The sequence below is a fragment of the Streptomyces gilvus genome, from assembly GCF_022513565.1.
In the GTDB taxonomy this organism is placed as follows: Bacteria; Actinomycetota; Actinomycetes; order Streptomycetales; family Streptomycetaceae; genus Streptomyces; species Streptomyces gilvus.
The window spans coordinates 108,762-125,459 of sequence record NZ_JAKWBE010000017.1 but is presented as its reverse complement, the minus strand read 5'-3'; the positions used below and the strand labels follow the sequence as shown (position 1 = coordinate 125,459).

The 16,698-nt window shown below is 68.6% G+C and carries 17 protein-coding genes and 1 pseudogene; 4 read left to right on the top strand and 14 right to left on the bottom strand.

All coding sequences use genetic code 11. The features are described 5' to 3' along the window. Window positions 1-168 precede the first annotated feature (168 nt). Entirely contained in the window at window positions 169-357 is a 189-nt protein-coding gene (locus tag MKW14_RS25395) for a hypothetical protein (RefSeq protein WP_240865605.1), read from the bottom strand. A 231-nt stretch (window positions 358-588) separates the two neighbouring features. Between MKW14_RS25395 and MKW14_RS25390 the strand changes: the two genes are divergently transcribed. Beyond that, window positions 589-939 carry an Imm8 family immunity protein gene (locus MKW14_RS25390; RefSeq protein ID WP_240865602.1) on the top strand — a complete coding sequence of 117 codons (351 nt, stop codon included), beginning with the start codon at window positions 589-591 and terminating at the stop codon, window positions 937-939. Window positions 940-1,009: 70 nt separating this feature from the next. After that, window positions 1,010-1,693 (top strand): hypothetical protein, encoded by a 684-nt coding sequence (locus MKW14_RS25385; RefSeq protein WP_240865600.1) that lies wholly within the window; start codon window positions 1,010-1,012, stop codon window positions 1,691-1,693. 793 nt (window positions 1,694-2,486) lie between these two features. Here the strand turns inward: MKW14_RS25385 and MKW14_RS25380 are convergent. Further along, window positions 2,487-2,906: a PIN domain nuclease gene (locus tag MKW14_RS25380; protein ID WP_240865597.1), complete on the bottom strand. Its 420-nt coding sequence runs from the start codon at window positions 2,904-2,906 to the stop codon at window positions 2,487-2,489. Further along, window positions 2,906-3,160: a type II toxin-antitoxin system VapB family antitoxin gene (locus MKW14_RS25375; protein ID WP_240865595.1), complete on the bottom strand. Its 255-nt coding sequence runs from the start codon at window positions 3,158-3,160 to the stop codon at window positions 2,906-2,908. Before MKW14_RS25375 ends, MKW14_RS25380 begins: the two co-directional genes overlap by 1 nt. A 1,028-nt stretch (window positions 3,161-4,188) precedes the next feature. Here MKW14_RS25375 and MKW14_RS25370 point away from each other — a divergent pair. After that, window positions 4,189-4,867: pseudogene (locus MKW14_RS25370) on the top strand (transposase); the annotation flags it as partial. A gap of 387 nt (window positions 4,868-5,254) precedes the next feature. Here the strand turns inward: MKW14_RS25370 and MKW14_RS25365 are convergent. The 3 genes from MKW14_RS25365 to MKW14_RS25355 all read right to left on the bottom strand — a co-directional run bounded on the left by MKW14_RS25365 (window position 5,255) and on the right by MKW14_RS25355 (window position 7,795). After that, the gene (locus MKW14_RS25365; protein ID WP_240865593.1) at window positions 5,255-5,713 is read right to left on the bottom strand and encodes a MarR family winged helix-turn-helix transcriptional regulator; all 459 of its coding nucleotides are present in this window, start codon (window positions 5,711-5,713) and stop codon (window positions 5,255-5,257) included. 86 nt (window positions 5,714-5,799) lie between these two features. Next, complete coding sequence (locus tag MKW14_RS25360) at window positions 5,800-6,231, bottom strand: hotdog fold thioesterase (protein WP_240865591.1); 432 nt, start codon at window positions 6,229-6,231, stop codon at window positions 5,800-5,802. A gap of 10 nt (window positions 6,232-6,241) precedes the next feature. Next, complete coding sequence (locus MKW14_RS25355) at window positions 6,242-7,795, bottom strand: MFS transporter (RefSeq protein WP_240865588.1); 1,554 nt, start codon at window positions 7,793-7,795, stop codon at window positions 6,242-6,244. 196 nt (window positions 7,796-7,991) lie between these two features. Here MKW14_RS25355 and MKW14_RS25350 point away from each other — a divergent pair, with 196 nt between their 5' ends. Continuing rightward, window positions 7,992-8,960, top strand: a complete 969-nt coding sequence (locus MKW14_RS25350) for an aldo/keto reductase (protein WP_308314628.1) — start codon at window positions 7,992-7,994, stop codon at window positions 8,958-8,960. 196 nt (window positions 8,961-9,156) lie between these two features. Here MKW14_RS25350 and MKW14_RS25345 read toward each other — a convergent pair whose 3' ends face one another. The 8 genes from MKW14_RS25345 to MKW14_RS25310 form a co-directional block, all read right to left on the bottom strand. Beyond that, window positions 9,157-9,894 carry an HAD family hydrolase gene (locus MKW14_RS25345; RefSeq protein WP_240865585.1) on the bottom strand — a complete coding sequence of 246 codons (738 nt, stop codon included), beginning with the start codon at window positions 9,892-9,894 and terminating at the stop codon, window positions 9,157-9,159. After that, window positions 9,891-11,450 (bottom strand): FAD-dependent monooxygenase, encoded by a 1,560-nt coding sequence (locus MKW14_RS25340; RefSeq protein WP_240865582.1) that lies wholly within the window; start codon window positions 11,448-11,450, stop codon window positions 9,891-9,893. Before MKW14_RS25340 ends, MKW14_RS25345 begins: the two co-directional genes overlap by 4 nt. After that, window positions 11,438-12,196 carry an SDR family NAD(P)-dependent oxidoreductase gene (locus tag MKW14_RS25335; RefSeq protein WP_240865580.1) on the bottom strand — a complete coding sequence of 253 codons (759 nt, stop codon included), beginning with the start codon at window positions 12,194-12,196 and terminating at the stop codon, window positions 11,438-11,440. The genes MKW14_RS25340 and MKW14_RS25335 overlap by 13 nt, the downstream gene beginning before the upstream one ends. 64 nt (window positions 12,197-12,260) lie before the next feature. Next, on the bottom strand, window positions 12,261-13,247 hold the full coding sequence (locus MKW14_RS25330) for a 3-oxoacyl-ACP synthase III family protein (protein ID WP_240865578.1): 987 nt from the start codon (window positions 13,245-13,247) through the stop codon (window positions 12,261-12,263). 56 nt (window positions 13,248-13,303) lie between these two features. Then, entirely contained in the window at window positions 13,304-14,047 is a 744-nt protein-coding gene (locus MKW14_RS25325) for an SDR family oxidoreductase (RefSeq protein ID WP_240865577.1), read from the bottom strand. Then, a complete protein-coding gene (locus MKW14_RS25320; RefSeq protein ID WP_240865575.1) occupies window positions 14,044-15,303 on the bottom strand; it encodes a beta-ketoacyl-[acyl-carrier-protein] synthase family protein in 1,260 nt (419 codons plus the stop codon). Before MKW14_RS25320 ends, MKW14_RS25325 begins: the two co-directional genes overlap by 4 nt. Further along, window positions 15,300-15,542 (bottom strand): acyl carrier protein, encoded by a 243-nt coding sequence (locus MKW14_RS25315; protein WP_240865572.1) that lies wholly within the window; start codon window positions 15,540-15,542, stop codon window positions 15,300-15,302. Before MKW14_RS25315 ends, MKW14_RS25320 begins: the two co-directional genes overlap by 4 nt. A gap of 86 nt (window positions 15,543-15,628) precedes the next feature. Continuing rightward, window positions 15,629-16,696 (bottom strand): ketoacyl-ACP synthase III family protein, encoded by a 1,068-nt coding sequence (locus MKW14_RS25310; protein ID WP_240865570.1) that lies wholly within the window; start codon window positions 16,694-16,696, stop codon window positions 15,629-15,631. Between the last annotated feature and the right edge of the window lie 2 nt (window positions 16,697-16,698).

Sequence of the window (16,698 nt, the reverse complement as noted above, 5' to 3'; positions counted from 1 at the left end):
TGCTATCTGTCTTCTTTGAGTCGGACTCTTTGACGGGCGAATTGCACGTCCGTGTGTGGCCAGCAGTCTGCATTGACGATCGAGTACTGACTCGCTGAGGTTTCTGCTCGGCTGTCTTGAATAGAGGTGAGGGGTCGGTTACGACCCCTCACCCGGGGCATGGTATGGCTATTTCCCTTCCAGGCGCCTACGGCTGCGCCCGGTGGACAGCGCCTCCTCTGCGTCGGCCTTCGTCTGGCGCGCCTCCTTGTTGCTGTGCCAGAGGTAGTAGCAGGAGCGGGCCCAAACCGGCATATCGCACATCCGCTTCAGCACGTGGGCGTTCCGGTGCTCGTCGACGAAACGGAAGCGGATCACTGTGTCGTCTCCCGTACGAAATAGGCAGCGGCCTTCCGGAGGGTCTCGTTGTCCTCCCTGAGCCGGACGTTCTCCCGCGGCAGGCGCTTGAGCTTTTCCTTATCGTCAGGGGTCACGCCGGCGTCACCCCCGCCGCGCGAGGCGGGCTACGTCCTCGTGGACCCAATTTCGCAAGGTCTCCAGGTGTATGCCAAAACGGTGGGATGCGCATCTGAATGTAACGGACATGCCATGAGAGCTAAAGTTAACTACTTCTTCAGTCCCGACGTCGACCTGGACAATTTTCATCCAGATGACACCAAGAATTTCTCTTTTCTGCTGCAAGCGATGGTGGGACCTGCCGACGTACCCGACAGCGGCGAGTCGCTTCAGTTCATTGTCTGCACGCCACAGAACCTTGAAGAACGAGTGGCTGCTGATTCGGTAATCTTCGGTCGCGCTCTAGTGGTCGTTGGATCATCGAACGCTGATGAGATAACAGGGAAGGTGAGAAAGGTAATTGAGCAGATTCAGGCACCCACCTGGCAGGAACTTGCTCAGAAACTTGCCCGACTTGGCATATACGAGTTCGAGGACTTTTGAAAGAGTGCTTGTCGTCAGAGCTCGTAAATCAAGATCGACAGTTAGGATTGCAGCCATTATGCCGATGAGAATGTCGAATGCTCTTCTTGTTCTGACGCTAGCTCTGGTGTGCGGCTGTGCCGGTACGCATGCAGCGCATAAATCGGCAGAGAGCACAACGGGAGCAGGTGACGCTGACGCCGGTGTGCGTCCCGCGAGTATGGCGCAACTCCTGAACCTTACCCTCCGGGATCGCGAGGTCCCGCAGGCGCGCGAAATCACGACCGAACAGTTTCATCCGAAGACTGAAAAGAATTCACTCCCTCCGGTTTCTGATGTGAATTGTCAAAAGGTCCTGCAAATTATTAACGGTGCGGGCTCCTATGCCTCCGTCCATCAAATCTTTAATTGGAAGGGTGACATCTTCCCGGGTGATTCGTTGATTTCTTCCTATGAGGGGACGAGGGCGACGGATTACTTTCGAATCCTGGTGAAGGCGATTAATTCCTGTAATTCCTACTCGGGTACTGGATATGCTGGGAGGTATAGAGCAACGCTAACTGTCGAGCCTCCTCCAGATGTCGGTGACCAGGGTGCAAGTTTTCGCATAGTTATTCCGACGGAAAATGGATTGCGCACTGAAGGGCATGTTGTTGTCCGAACGGGGAACCTTATCGCTATGTTCGAGAACTTGAACGTCGGCGGTACTGCGGAGTTTCCCCCGGGGCTGGTCGTCAAGCAGATCCAGCGTCTGGATGAAGCACGGAAAGGCTGATGGAGGACCCTCAGTTGGGATCCGAAGGTGCCGAGCTGCATTCCAGGTGCGTAAAGAGGTATTCGCGAAGCGGCGATGAATTCCTGGCGGTGAGAACCGTAGGCCCAACCGGATTTGGTTCCGGTGGAGCCTCCAGGGCTGACGGCATAACAGCAGTGCCCCGCACTCGGCGGCCCCTTTGGTACGTGAGCAGCACTGAACCGGCGGTCGGAACGGTTGCTGCCTTTTGAGGGTATGCAGGGGGCGGTCTGGCAGTCCCCTGCCGACAAGGACGGGGAGTTCACCACTGTGCGGATAATGAACCCCACCCGTCGATACCCGGACAGCTATGTGCGATTCCCCAACAAGCACAATCAGCCGATTGGGCTGGACGGAAACCGGGAGACCGAGGGTCTACTCATATTCCCATGAACCTGACGGAACTCACCCCCTGCCAGCGGGATGGTAATCGTGGACCTCAATCTGCAGGGCAAATCCGTGAAGTCAGGGTGGAGCCTGAGGCTGCGCTTATAGCTTCGAGGGGCTTCCATCGTTTTCGATCCGCAGAGATTGCAGAACGTGCCAGAGGTACTGATGGATGCCGTGCAGGGCTCTATTTCTTCCGCCTGCTTCACTCCCGAAGGGGAATTACATATTGAGTTCGAAGGCGGAATCGGACGAGCACACAGCGTGCGGTAGATCCGGGAGGAAGACGGCGCGGGTCAGTTCGAAGAGGTTCCACCTCGGCGGGACCAGCCCAGAACCGGCAGGGAGCCGAGCGGAGCCAGACTGCACAGCGCGCTGAGGCAGGAGCTCATCGGTCGGCGCTGCCGGGCGGGACGACCCATTCGGTGGGTTGGCCGGTGACGGAGGCGATCATGTCGAAATCGCCGTCGTAGTGGAGGACCGTTCGCCGGTGCAGTTCCGCCGTGGCCGCGATCAGCAGGTCGGGGAGGGACAGAGCGCGGTGGAAGCCTGCGTTGAGGGCATGGCGCTGGATCTCGAGAGCGCGGCTGAACGTGTCGTCGTCGGTGCGGAGGTAGTCGAAGGCATGCAACCAGGTGCTGATCCGTGTTGCTTCCGAGCTGTTCCGTGCGGAGTGGACCATCTCGAACTCGGTGGGCTGGCACACGGCGAGGAGGTAACGCTCATGCAGGGGCTTGAGCACCTCTTTGACGCTCGGCTTCGTCCAGCGGGCGAGGGCGGACTTGTCGATCAGGTAGCGATCCTGCATCAGGCGGCCCGACCTCCGTCGCGGTCGCCGCTGTGCTTGAGGGAGCCGTCTGCGTTGCGGGGGCCGGTGCTCTCGACGATCTCACTGAAGTCGAGCTCGCCGGCGTCCATGGCGTCGAAGCCCTCCTGCCGCAGGTGTCGCTTGACCGCGTCTTCCATGGCGAGACGGACGGCTTTGGCCTTCGTCTTGGTCCCGAAGATGCGCATGGCCTCGGTGACCATGTCTTCATCGAGGTCGATGACGGTCCTGGCCATGTGAGTGGTCCCTTCGCAGACGCTCCTGTCAGTGAAACGATACCATTTACCCGCTGTGGAAGATATCGTTTTGGTCGGAGGTCTCGTCGTGGATGGAGACTGCGGCGTTCGTGGTCAGCGCCGAGCGGTCGCTCCTTTGGGGGAAATGAATAGTCGTCCTCATGCTGGGCTCCGCCCTTGCCAGGGCTCCAGTCAGAAGTGATGGAACGGCGAGAGGCAGTGACCAAGCAGCCCGGCCGGTGGACAGCCGGTGGACAGACGCCTGTGGACGACGCATCACGGGATGGTACGGGTTAACCTGCTGCACATGCTCTGATCAGCCAAAATGTCACTGGGTAGCACGACGGGGCATCACGCAACACGAACGCTCATGGTCTCGTAATGCGTAGGTCTCGGGTTCGAATCCCGAAGGCGGCTCCATGGTGAACCCCAGGTTGGGCATCTGACCTGGGGTTTCTTGTGTCGGGTGACCTTGGAATCTCGGAAGAACGGGCACTATCTGTCTGTGCATCGTAATGCGTAGGTCGGAGGTTTGGTTTCTGTGACGGGATCGACGATCTAGCGCTTTGACCTGGCCCTTTACTTGCTCGTAGGGGATGGATCATGCTTGCGCAAAGGGTCCCGGTGGACAACCGGTGGACAACCGTGCGTGACACTCCATCAGGGGACTCTTGCTGTTCCTGGGGCGATGTGCGAAATCCGCAGGTCTCCGATGGGACGATAGGCGTCGTCGGGACTGTCCGATCCGGACAGATCTCATGTCCGGATCGGGTCCTGGGACGCTTGGGACTGACCGCCTCGCAGACCGGCAAGTACGAGAGCCTGAACGAAGACGGCCGGTCGGTAGCTCACGCCATGGACATGGCTACCGAGATCGGGGCGGCCATAGCGGCTGATGGCCCGAGCGCTGACGGCGACGCCCTGGTTCCCTGGGCGATCTGGGTGCGGCAGGAGAAGCCGTCGGTGACCACGATGTGATCGTCTTGGGCCGCGCGGATCTTTGGGTGGAGCTCACTTTCGGCGCAGCTCTGGGGGCCGCACCGACTCCGTCCCAGGCCGCTCGGCTGACCCGCGCCCAGCTGCAGGCAGTCCTCAAGTGCGCAGGCCGGAAGCGCGGCATCGCTGCCGAGACCGAGCGTCTGCGCAATGTCCTGCGCGCCGAGTGGGCCCACCAGCCTCCCCTGGTCGCGGAAGCGCTCGGCAAGCAGACGCTTGCCGTCCTGGTCCAGCTGGAGGCCGCCAGCACCGCCGCCGGCCAGCTCGCCGAAGCGGTGGAAGAGGCGTTCCTTCAACCCCCGGACGCGGAGATACTGCTGAGCTTCCCTGTGCTCGGCATTCAGCTCGCCGCCGGATCCTGGCCGAGATCGGGGACGATCGCACCGCTTCGCCGACGCCCAGGGGCGGAAGGCGTACGCGGGCTCCTCGTCCATCACTCGCGCCTCCGGCAAGAGGTCGAGCATCACGCGCCGCTGGGTGAAGAGCGACCGGCTCAACCACGCGGACCACCTGTGGGCCTTCGCCGCTCCAAACGGATCAACCGGGGCCAAGGCCCGCTATCGCCGACGTCGCGACGAGCACGGTGACTGGCACGCGGCCGCCCTTCGGCACCTGTTCAATCGCATGCTCGGTCAGCTCTATCACTGCCTTCAGAGGCGTGAGCTGTTCGATGAACAAACCGCCTTCCCCACCGAACTCGCCGCCGCAGCTGGACACGTCGGCAACGTGAGGTGTCTGACGGATCCTCACCAAGGGCCGCATGAACGCCCGACACGCGACCATGCTCCACGATAGGGCCGAGGACATGAATCTGCACCACTCCCCCTTATTGGTACGTTTCATTCCGCTTGGTGCCGGAATGTGAAACTCCCCTTCCCTCAAGGTCTGGCGTGAATGTAACCCTGAGTGACCGTTCGACTATATCAGGGTTCTGGCTTGAAGCCAGTGGGTTGTTTCATTGGGAATGCAGTGTTTACCAGGTGGAGCAGTTGCTGTTACCGATCTCACTTCGGCCGGGAAGGCGGAAAGCCACGGTGGGTGATTCACCGTGGCTCTCTCGGGTGGTGCGGCGTCCATGAATGGAATTCGGGAAACTGCTCAGGGAGACGGCTCCAGGGCGCCCAGGAGAGCGATCGCCCGCTCCAGGTATTCCTCGAACCGGGCCAGCTCGTCCGGCGTGAACTCGGCGCTCAGCGCGCCCTCGACGTGCAGGGCCGCCTTGTCGGCCTTCCGGGCGACCGCGCGGCCCGCGCGGGTCGCCCGGTTCACCACGACCTTCTGATGGAGCTCCGAAGGCTCGCGCACCACCAGGCCGGCCTTCTCCAGGTTCGTCAGGACCGTGGCCATCGTCTGCGGAGTGACCATGCACTCGCGTGCGAGCTGGGCCGCGGACATGCCGTCGGAGAGCGACAGCAGCAGCAGGACCGAGTACTGCGGCACCGTCAGGTCGAATTCCCGCAGGACCTGGGTCTTGCGTGCGATGAGAGCCTGCTCGGCTCTCTTGATCGTGTGCCCGAGTCGGCCTGCGGCGACCGTCTCCGTCGTCGTGTTCGCCATATCAATAGTCTTGCATACGACAGAGGACGAAGCATGGGTCGCGCGCTGCCGCCTCCCCGTGGTCCCCCGGCTCCCGGAGGGGGCGGTCACCGTTGCTTCCGACGCCGGGCCGAGGGGAGCGCACACGTGAGTCTGGCCGTGCAGGTACGCCGGCCCCGCTCGTCGGTGACGACGATCTCGTAGGTCGCCGTGTGCGTGCCCACGTGCAGCGGCCGGCAGACGCCGGTGACCCGGCCCGAACGGGCGCCCGCGTGATGGGTGCAGGACAACTCCTGGCCGACGATGATCCGATCCGCACCCGCGTGCGTCCAGGCCGCGAGCGAGCCGAGCGTCTCGGCGAGAACCGCGTTGGCTCCGCCGTGCAACAGCCCGACGGGCTGCCGGTTGCCGTCCACCGGCATGGTGCCGACGACCAGGTCCGGCTCGCAGACGGTGATCTCGATGCCGAGACGCTCCACCAACTGCTGGTCGGCGTAAGGGGGCAGGACCTCGACGGGCCCCAGGGCGGTCTGGGTCATGGCCGGCCCCTCACGCCGTAGCGGGCTCGGGAGCCGCCGCCGTGCCGGGCTCGGCGGGTGCGTCGCCGGACGGCTTCGTACCCGAGAGCAGGACCCCGACGACGAGCGCGCTGACGGCGCACGCCGCCGCGACGATCCACATCGTGGTGTGCAGCCCGCTGCCGTACGCGTCGGCCATCGCGCCCACCACCCGGTCACGCACCTCGCCGGCCGGCAGTGTCCCGGCTGCCTCGGTCAGACCGCCCTGGAGCGCACGGGACGTCAGCTCATCGCCGCCGCCCGGGTACGCCGAGACCGCGCCGTCGTCGAGGGCGCTCTTGGTGAGCGCGGTGACCAGGGCGCCCAGACCGGCCATGGAGACCGCGTCGGAGGCGAGCCGGACGGTGTTGAACATGCCCGCCGCCATGCCCATCCGCTCCGGTTCGACGGCCGAGACCGCGGCACCGTCGAGGATGCCGAGCGAGATGCCGTAACCGATGCCCAGCAGGAGCAGCGGGCCGGCCAGCGCGGCGGCCGACGCGCCCGGGTCCACCTGGGTCAGCCAGGCCGCGCCGACCGCGGAACAGCCCAGCAGCACCATGAACAGGGCGCGCTGCGAGACCTTCTGCGCGAGCAGCCCGGTGAGCGCGGGCATCACCAGGGACGGGCCGGTCAGCAGCAGCAGGACCACGCCGATGCGTAGCGCCGACATTCCGCTGGTGGAGGTCAGATACGGCGGGAGCACGATGACCAGCGCGACGAAGCTGAACGCCAGGACCAGCGGCACCACGCAGACGGCGAGGAACTGCGGCCGGGCGAACAGGCCCAGGTCGAACATGGGGTGCTCGGTGCGGCGCTCCACCGTCACGAACGCCACCAGCAGGGCCAGGCAGCCGACCGCCGCGCCGAGCACCACCGGGTCGGTCCAGCCCCGGCCCGGGCCCTCCACCAGAGCCAGCACGAACAGGGCGACGGCGAAGCCGAAGGTGAAGCTGCCGGCCCAGTCGAAGCGCGGCCCCTTGTTCGGCTCCGAGCGCGGCAGCAGTGGGGTGCTCAGCAGGACGAGCGCGGAGACCGCGGCCAGGACGAGGAAGACCGAGCGCCAGCCCCACAGGTTGACCAGGGCGCCGCCGAACGCGGGTCCGAAGGCGAGGCCCGCGCCGAGGAACGTACCGAAGAGGCCGAACGCCTTGGCACGGGCGGCGCCGTCGAAGGCCTGGGCGAGGATCGCGGTGATGGAGGCGAGCGCGGCGCCACTGCCGAAACCGGCGATGGCGCGGGCCAGATCGAGCAGCAGGATGCTGTTCGCCAGGCCGGAGACGGTCATCCAGAAGGCGAAGAAGGCCATGCCCCAGGTGAACATGCGCCGATGGCCCACGCGGTCGGCGAGCGAGCCCATGGCCGCGAGGCTGCTGGACGCGGTGAGCATGTAGCCGTCGACCACCCACTGGGCGGCGGCGAGTGAACTGTGCAGATCGGCGCCGATGTCGGGGACGGCCACGGACGGGCCGGTGACCACGAGGGTCATGAGCGGGCCGACGACGCACGCCGCGGCGAGCGTGGCCCGCGGGTTGCCGGTGGACACGGAGGATCACCTCTGTCTGTACGGATGTCAGGGACTGTCGGACGTCTGACTCTTCGGTCTCGGCTATGAGCCAGAACCCTGTCATAGGTTAGAGGGCTAACCATCCGTGATGTCAATCGTATGCCAGAGTTCTGTGTAAAGATGAGGGCCTGTCATCCGTCGGCAGGTACGGGACACAGCGAGAACGGGAAGGGCGGTGCGCACCGCGATGCGCAGGATCCAACTGGGTGGCTCACAGCGGACCTTCGCAGCCGTGGGCCTCGGCTGCATGGGCATGTCGTGGGGCTACGACGAGCTGGGCCGGGACGAGAACGAGTCCATCGGAGTGATACGCCGCGGCGTCGAACTCGGCGTCGACCTGATCGACACCGCGGACCAGTACGGCCCGTTCACCAACGAACTGCTGGTCGGCAAGGCACTGAAGGGCCACCGCGACAAGGTGCTGCTCGCCACCAAGGGCGGACTCGTCGTGGACGACCCCGCGACCTACCGCAGTCACCGCGACGGCCGGCCGGAATATCTGCGCTCCGCCGTCGAGGCGAGTCTGCGCCGCCTGGACGTGGACCACGTGGACCTTTACCAACTGCACCGCATCGACCCCGAGGTACCGGTCGAGGAGAGCTGGGGCGCGCTCGCGGAGCTGGTGAAGGAGGGCAAGCTCGGCGCGCTCGGGCTGTCCGAGGCGTCGGCCCGGGAGATCGGCCGGGCGCACGCCGTCCACCCGGTCGCCTCGGTGCAGAGCGAGCTGTCCCTGTGGAGCCGTGAGGCCCTGACGGACGGGGTGGTGGAGTACTGCGGGCGCGAGGGCATCGCGTTCATCGCGTTCGCCCCGCTCGGCCGGGGCTTCCTGTCCGGGCTGATCGGCGGCCCGAAGGACCTGCCCGAGGCGGACGGACGGCACCGGCTCCCGCGCTTCCAGGCCGAGGCCATCACCGCCAACCAGGCCATCGTCGACCGGATGCGGGCCGTGGCCGATGCCCTCGGCGCGACCGTGGCCCAGGTGGCGATCGCCTGGGTGCTGGCCCAGGGCGACCACGTGGGCGTCATCCCCGGCACGAAGACCCGCCGCTACCTGGAGGACAACGTCACCGCCGGCTCCCTGACCCTGCCGCCGGAGGCCCTGGCGGACTTGTCGGCGCTCCCGGAGGCGACGGGCTCGCGCTGAACCCCACGCCCCTGAAAGGGGCGCGGGGAACTGCGCGAGCAACCAGATCGAACCCGCACCCGCCCCACAACCCCCGTCTCCCGAGCTGGTAGGCGGGGGTTGAAGGGGCGCGGCCCCTGGATGGGGGTCCCCCGGTCGGGCGAAGCCGAGAGTGGGGGAGGGACGGGTAGGGGCGGCGGGGGCGACCGCGCCCCCGTCACACCGGCTGCCGCTGCGTCCCCGAGGCAAGCGTGGCCGGAATGACGGGCCACCCACGTTCGGCGGCGTGGGCCAGCATCGTCGGGTTCGCGCCGACCACCGTCGGGTGGCCCACCAGCCCCAGCATGGTCAGGTCGCCCGGGTCGTCACCGTAGGCGTGGCAGTCCGCCGGGTCCGCGCCGAACTTCTCCAGCGCCTCCCGCACCGCGTCCGCCTTCGCCGGACCGAACATCGCGTGCCGGATCGCCCCGGTCATCCGCCGGCTCTCGTCCAGCTCCGGCTCGCTGCACAGCACCAGGTCGATGCCCAGGTCGTCGGTGATCGGAAGCAGCGTCGCCGGCCACGAGCCCGAGATCACCACCGTGTGATGGCCCGCCTGCTGATGGCCGCGCAACCGGGCGACGGTGGGCTCGATGAACGGCGCACCGTGTTCCCGCAGTTCGGCGTACCAGGCGCGGGCCTCCGCCAGCACATGGTCCCACGGGGTGCCGGCGTGCAGCTCGTAGAACTTGGACACCACCTCGACCGGGGTGACGCCCATCGACGCCAGCCGCCGCAGTGGTTCCACCATCCGCTCGTACGCGGCTCCCGTGACGTCCCCCTGGCGCCGCAGCCGGTAGCGCAGCAGGGAGAACGGGCTCTTCATGGCGATGAGCGTCTCGTCGGCGTCGAAGAACGCCACGACCGGACGGGAGTGGCCGGTCGCCGGGGGAGTGGGGGTGGAAAACGTCGTCATGGCCGACTCCTTGGGTCTACCGCTCGGTCGAGCAGTCGTGCGATCTCCGTCGGCCGCCCGGGGGCGCACCGGGCCAGCAGATGACCGTCCGGGCGGACCACCGCCACGGTCGGCGCCGGGCCCAGTGCCCGGGCCGGACCCGAGGGCAGCGCCCGGGTCAGGTCGAGGACGGGGGTGCCCTCGGGCAGCGCCGCGCGCACCCGCTCGCGGGTGCGCCGCCAGTCGGCCGGCGGTGTCCGGGTCCCGGGCCACAGCAGCACCGTGTGCCGGTCCCGGGCGATCACCGGCCAGCCCCCGCTCGCCAGATGGGGCGCGTCGTCGGCCTGGCCCGCGACCTTCACCGGCAGCCGGGGATGACGGTCACCGTCGTAACTGACCGCGGTCTGGCCGAGCTGCGGGGCGAGCCTGCGCTGGAAAAGACCTGTCCGGTCGGCCGCCATGAACGCCGCGTCGCGCAGCGCGACCTTCGCCGGTGTGTTGACCAGCCCGGCCTTGGTCAGCCACCCGGTCGAGCGCGCCACATCGTGCGAGACCGCCCGCCGCTCGCTGTCGTAGGAGTCGAGGATGCCCTCCCCGAACTCCCCGAGGACCACCCCGGACAGCTTCCACGCCAGATTGAACGCGTCCTGCATCCCGGTGTTCATGCCCTGGCCGCCGGCCGGGCTGATCACATGGGCGGCGTCGCCCACCAGGAAGCAACGGTCGCGGCGGAACCGGGATGCGATCCGGACCCGTACCCGGAAGGAACCGCTCCACAGCAGCTCCTCGACCACGCTGCGACGGGCCGCCCGGTCGTCGACGACCCGCTGGAACATCTCGCGCGGCGGCGGACTGTGCTGGTCGTAGGCGTCGTGCGGCACGTTCAGCGCGATCCGGTGGACGCCGTCGCCCATCGGGCCGAGCACGATGGCACCGCTCGGCGCGTAGCAGTAGTGCGAGAGGTCCTCGGGGAGGCTGGTGGTCAACCGGGCGTCGGTGATGGCGAACGACACATCGACCGGCGGACCCGCGTAGTCGATGCCCAGCTCCTTGCGGACGGTGCTGTGCGCGCCGTCCGCGCCGACCAGCCAGCCCGGTTCGAGCTCCTCGACCCGTCCGCCGTCGTGCTCCAGCTTGACCGACGGCACACCGCCCGCGTTGTCCAACGACGTCAGCCGCACCCCGTCCTCGACGGTGCCGCCGAGCTCGCCGAGCCGCCGCCGGAGCACCCGCTCGGTCTCGTTCTGCGAGATCGTCAGCGCGAACGGGTACGGCGAGTCGGGCAGTCTGCTCATCCACGCCGTGGCCAGCCGCCGACCACGCGAGTAGAACGCCGTCCCCGCCAGCCGGTGGCCGAGGCCGAGCAGCTCGTCGGTCACCCCGATCCGGTCGAGGAGTTCGAGGTTGCGCGGCCATACGACGTTCGCCCGGGAGTGCGCCGACACACCGCGCCCGGCGTCCACGACACGTACCGCGACTCCGCGCTGGAGCAGCTCGCAGGCGAGGACCAGACCCACCGGGCCCGCGCCGACGACCAGTACGGACCCCTCGGGCCCGGCCTTGGTCAGGCCGCCCACATCAACCCCCCGTTGACCTCGACCACACTGCCGTTGACGTACGAGCTGTCCCGGGAAGCGAGGAACACCGCCGTGGCGCCGACCTCCTCGGGCCGGCCGAGCCGCCCGGAGAGCAGCCGCCCGCGGTAGCTCTCCCACGCGCGCTCGTTGGCGGCCAGCTCCTTGCCCATGCCCTCGTCGATGTAGCCGGGCGACAGGCAGTTGACGGTGATGCCCTTGGGGGCCAGCTCCGCCGCCGAGGTCCGGGTGAACATCTCCACGGCGGCCTTGCTCGCGCTGTACGCGGCGGCGCCGATCGCCGCCCGCCCGGCCACACAGGACGACACGTTGATGATGCGGCCACCCGCGCCCGTCGCACTGCCGGGCGCGGTCATCGGCGCGATCACCGCGCGTGTGCACAGGAAGACACCGGTCAGATTGGTGGCCAGCGTGGTGTTCCAGTCGGTCACCGACAGCCGGGCGATCTTGCCGTCACGGCTGACGCCGGCGTTGTTGACCAGGACGTCGATGCCGCCGAACGCCTCGACGGCGGCGGTCATCAGACCGGCCACCGACCGCTCGTCGGTGACATCCGTCTGGTGGTAGAGCAGCCGGCCGCCGTACTCGTCGGCCAACTCCTTGACGTCGTACGGGTTGCGCGCGGCGACCACCACCGAGGCACCCTCCGCGAGGCATGCCTCGGCGATCGCCCGGCCCAGGCCCCGCGTGCCGCCGGTGATGACGGCGGTCTGTCCGTCGAGCCTCATGGCTCCTCCAACTAGTGCGTGTGATGGGTGTGTTCGTGGGGCGCGGGCATGCGCGGCCCGTGCGTCAGTACCAGGTCAGCAGCGCCGCGCCCGCCGTCATGCCGCCGCCCACCGATGCCAGCAGCACCCGCTCGCCGCGCCTGAGGGGCCGCTCCCGATGGGTGGCGTGCAGGGTGAGCGGCACGGACGCGGCGACGGTGTTGCCGAGGTGCGGCGCGGTGTAGGCGACCCGCCGCGGGTCGATCCCCGCCTCCGCCACGAAGGTCTCCAGGAGCCTGGTGTTCGCCTGGTGGAAGACGAACCGGTCGATGTCCTCCAGGGCCAGCCCGCAGTCGTCGAGGGTCACGGCGGTCAGCTTCGCCAGCATCGACAGCGCGTAGTCGCGCACCGCCCGCCCGTCCATGCGGAAGAAGTGCTTCCCGGCGTCGCGGGCCTCCTCGTCGAGCGGCGTCCGGGTACCGCCGGCCTCCACCTCCACGTAGTGGTGGAACTCCCCGTCCGTGACCAGGTGCACCGACTGCAGGCCGTAGCCTTCGGGGACCGTGCCGAGCACGACGGCGCCCGCGCCGTCGCCGAACAGACTCACCGTGCGCCGGTCGGACCTGTCCATGATCGTGGAGAACATGTCGGCACCGACCAGCAGCACATGCTCACCGTGACGCCCGGCCCGCAGCAGCCCCTCGGCGACCGAGAGGCCGTACAGGAAGCCGCTGCAGACGGCGTTGATGTCGAAGGAGGGCAGCGCGGAGAGCCCCAGCTTGTGCTGGAGGATCGCCGCCGTGGACGGCTGCGGTACGTCCGGGGTGCTGGTCGCCACGACCAGCGCGCCGAGTTCGGCGCGCGCCTCGGGGCCGACGCCCTCCAGCGCCTCGCGGGCGGCGGGCACGGCGAGGTCGGACGTCGTGGTGCCCGGCTCGGCGTACCGGCGCTGAAGTATTCCGGTGCGCTCGGTCACCCAGGACTCGGGCATCCCCGTCCAGGTGCTGATCTGCTGGTTGTCGACGACCTTGTCCGGTATGTAGGAGCCGATCGACAGGACACCGACTGGCATGGTCCCTCTCCTGTTCCTGCGCTTGCGTGGGGTGGTGGACGAGGCGGCACGGGGCGTCAGTGACCCATGCCGAGCCCACCGCTGACCGGCAGCACGGCGCCGGTGATGTACGAGGCGTGCTCACCGGTGAGGAATCCGACGGCCGCCGCCACCTCCTCGGTGGTGCCGGGCCGGCCGAGCGGGGTCATCGCCAGGTACTGCTCAAGGCGGGCGGGGCGCACGTCGCGCAGCATGTCCGTCTCGACGAGGCCGGGGGCGACGACGTTGACGGTGATGCCACGGCCGCCCAGCTCCCAGGCGAGGGAGCGGGCGAGGCCCACGAGACCGGCCTTGGCGGCGGTGTAGTTGGTCTGGCCGGGCGAACCGGTGAACGCGACGGCCGAGGAGATGAGCACCAGTCGGCCCCAGCGCCCGCCGAGCATGCTCCGGGCGGCGTGCCGGGCGACCCGGATCACCGCCCGCAGATTGGTGTCGAGCACGGTGTCGACCGCCTCGTCGTCGAGCGCCAGCAGCAGCCCGTCCCGGGTGATCCCGGCGTTCGCGACCAGCACCTCGACATCGCCCTGCGCCGCCGCGACCTCCTTGAAGGCACGCTCCACCTGTTCCTCGTCGGTGACGTCGCAGCGCACCCCGAGCAGCCCGGTCGGCGGCTCACCGGTGCGGTAGGTGACCGCCACCCGGTCGCCGCGCGCGGCGAGCGAACGGGCGACGGCCAGACCGATGCCCCGGTTGCCCCCGGTGACGAGGACCGAACGGCCCGCGGGCGCACCGGCGTTCGTGGACCGCTGAGCCGTACTCACGCCGGGGTCACCACGATCACCGCGTTCTGGCCGCCGAAGCCGAAGGAGTTGTTCACCGCGGCGCCGATCTCCAACGGGCGTGCCTCCTTGGCCACGACGTCCACCCCGATGCCCGGGTCCTGACTCGTCAGGTTGGCGGTCGGCGGGACGAGGCGCCGCTCGACGGCGAGCACGGTGTACACCGCCTCGGCGGCTCCGGCCGCGCCCAGCAGATGACCCACGACACCCTTGGTGGAGGTGACGGCGGGCTGCTCGCCGAACACCCGGCGGATCATCCCGGCCTCGGTGATGTCGTTGAGCTGGGTGGACGTGCCGTGCGCGTTGATGTGGTCCACCTCGGACGGGTCGACCACGGCGTCGGCGAGCGCCGCCCGGACGGCCCGCTCGGCGCCGCCGCCCGTCGGATCGGGCGCCGACGCGTGATGGCCGTCGGCGGACGCGCCGAACCCGGACACCCGGGCCCGGATCCGGGCGCCCCGCGCCCGCGCGTCCTCGACCCGTTCCAGCACCAGCATGGCCGCGCCCTCGCCCGCGACGAAGCCGTCGCGGTCGGCGTCGAACGGGCGCGAGGCGGACGCCGGGTCGTCGCCCCGGGTGGACAGCGCGCCGGCCCGCGCCAGACTGGCCATCGCCGTCGGGGACATCGCCGCCTCGGCGCCGCCCGCCAGCACGATGTCGCAGACCCCGGCCTCCAGCAGGGCGCGGGCGTACCCGATCGCCGTGTTGCCGGACGCGCAGGCCGTGGACACCACCTGGTTGGGACCCAGGGCCTTGAGGTCCATGGCGATATAGCCGGCGGTCATGTTGACCGGCCCCATCACCATCAGCAGTGGGGAGACGAACTCCGGGCCGTCGGCCAGCCGGTTGCCGTGCTCCCGCTCGGCCGTGGACCAGCCGCCCAGCGACGTACCGACGACCACACCGACCCGGGGGCCCTCCCACGCGTCCGGGGCGAGTCCGGCGTCCGCCACCGCCTGCCGGGCCGCGACCACACCGAAGTGGCTGACCCGGTCCATGCGTACGGCGCTGCGCCGACCCAGCAGCGCCGCCGCGTCGAAGTCCGGTACACGACAGGCGAAGTCGACGGACAGGCCCGTGAGTTCGGGGTCGGTGGCCGCGGTGGACCGCCCCGACCAGACCCGTTCCACGTTGGCCTCGACGCCCAGACCGGCCGGGGTGACCAGACCGACTCCCGTGACGGCGACGTCGAATCGCCGGCCGCGCCCGGGACGCGCCTGTGTCCGGGTGTCCGTCATCGGGCCACCGCGGCCTTGGCGTCGATGACGGTCAGGACGTCGGCGAAGGTGTTGTCGGGGGTCAGCGCGGTCTCGTCGATCTGGACGCCGAACTCCTTCTGCACGATGACGCTGAGCTCGATCAGCGCGAGCGAGTCCAGGTCGAGGGCGTCGAAGGTGGCGGTGGTGTCGAGGTCCTCGGGAGCGACACCGAGCTTGTCGGTGACGAGGGTGAAGAGACGGTCCTGGTGTGCGGACATGGTGGATCTCCTTGATCGTGTGATTGCTCGTCGGTTGTCCGTCGGCTGTTCGTCGGTGCTGAAGCGGGGGCGTGCCGGACGGCCGGTCAGGGCCTGCCGACCACCACCGCCGTGAACGTGAACCCGCCGCCGCCGTTCAGCACGAGCGCGAACTGCCCGGGCTCCAGCAAATCGGTACGGGCCAGGTCGGCGAGGGAGGCGTTGAGATCACCGGAACCCACGTGCCCGGTGGCCCGGCCGAGGTCGAGCACCTCCGCGGAAGTGACGTCCCTCAGCGGAGGGATGTACGCCTCCTCCATGGCCTTGCTCCCCAGCCGGGGGATGACGGCGTGCCGCAGCCGGGGGTCGTCCGGGGCGAGTCCGGCGTCGGCCAGGCTCTCCTCCACGACGGCACGGATGCGCTCGGCGGCCGTCTTGAGGAAGAAGTCGACGCCGTACGCCTTGATGAACGCCCGCTTGGTGCGCCGTACGTCGATCATCGAACTGTGGCCCATGGGCGTCGCGTTGAGCTCGTCGTCACCCCGGTGCATGACTTCGAGTTCGGCCGCGACATCGGTCGCGAGGGAGTGCAGCAGCAGGTCCGGGGTGAGCGGGTGCGACGTCGCCGGGGACCCGGACGCCTCCGCCGCGCCGGCCATGCGGTGGACGAGGACGGCTGTGGCCGCGTCCCCCGCCGCCATGCCGTAGTCGCTGAGCCAGCGGTGCCAGCTCGGCATCAGGAACCGGTCGGCCGTCGTCACCAGCGCGGGCCCGGCGGCCGGGTCGCCCTGGAGACGGCTCGCGGCCAGTTCGATACCGATGGCCCCGCCGTTGCACTGCTGCAGCAGCCCGATCGGTACGGCGCGGTGGGCACCGAGCCGCCGGGCCACGTAGTGCGGGGCGGACCAGGCGTCATGGCCCTGGTGGTGGACGCTCGCGTGCAGGACCAGCGACAGCCGGCCGGCCGGGGCACCGGAGCGTTCGAGCACCTCCGTCGCGGCCTCGACGGCCATGTCCGGCGGCGCCGTGTGCTCGCTGACCGGCAGGGAGGTGTAGCCGAGTTCGCGGGCGGTACGGCTGTCGATGTCGCCGGCGGCCAGGGCGTCCTCGACCGTCTGCCGCTGTTGCGGGTACCAGGCCGCGGCGATCAGCCCGAGCGGTGAGTGCAGTCGCACGG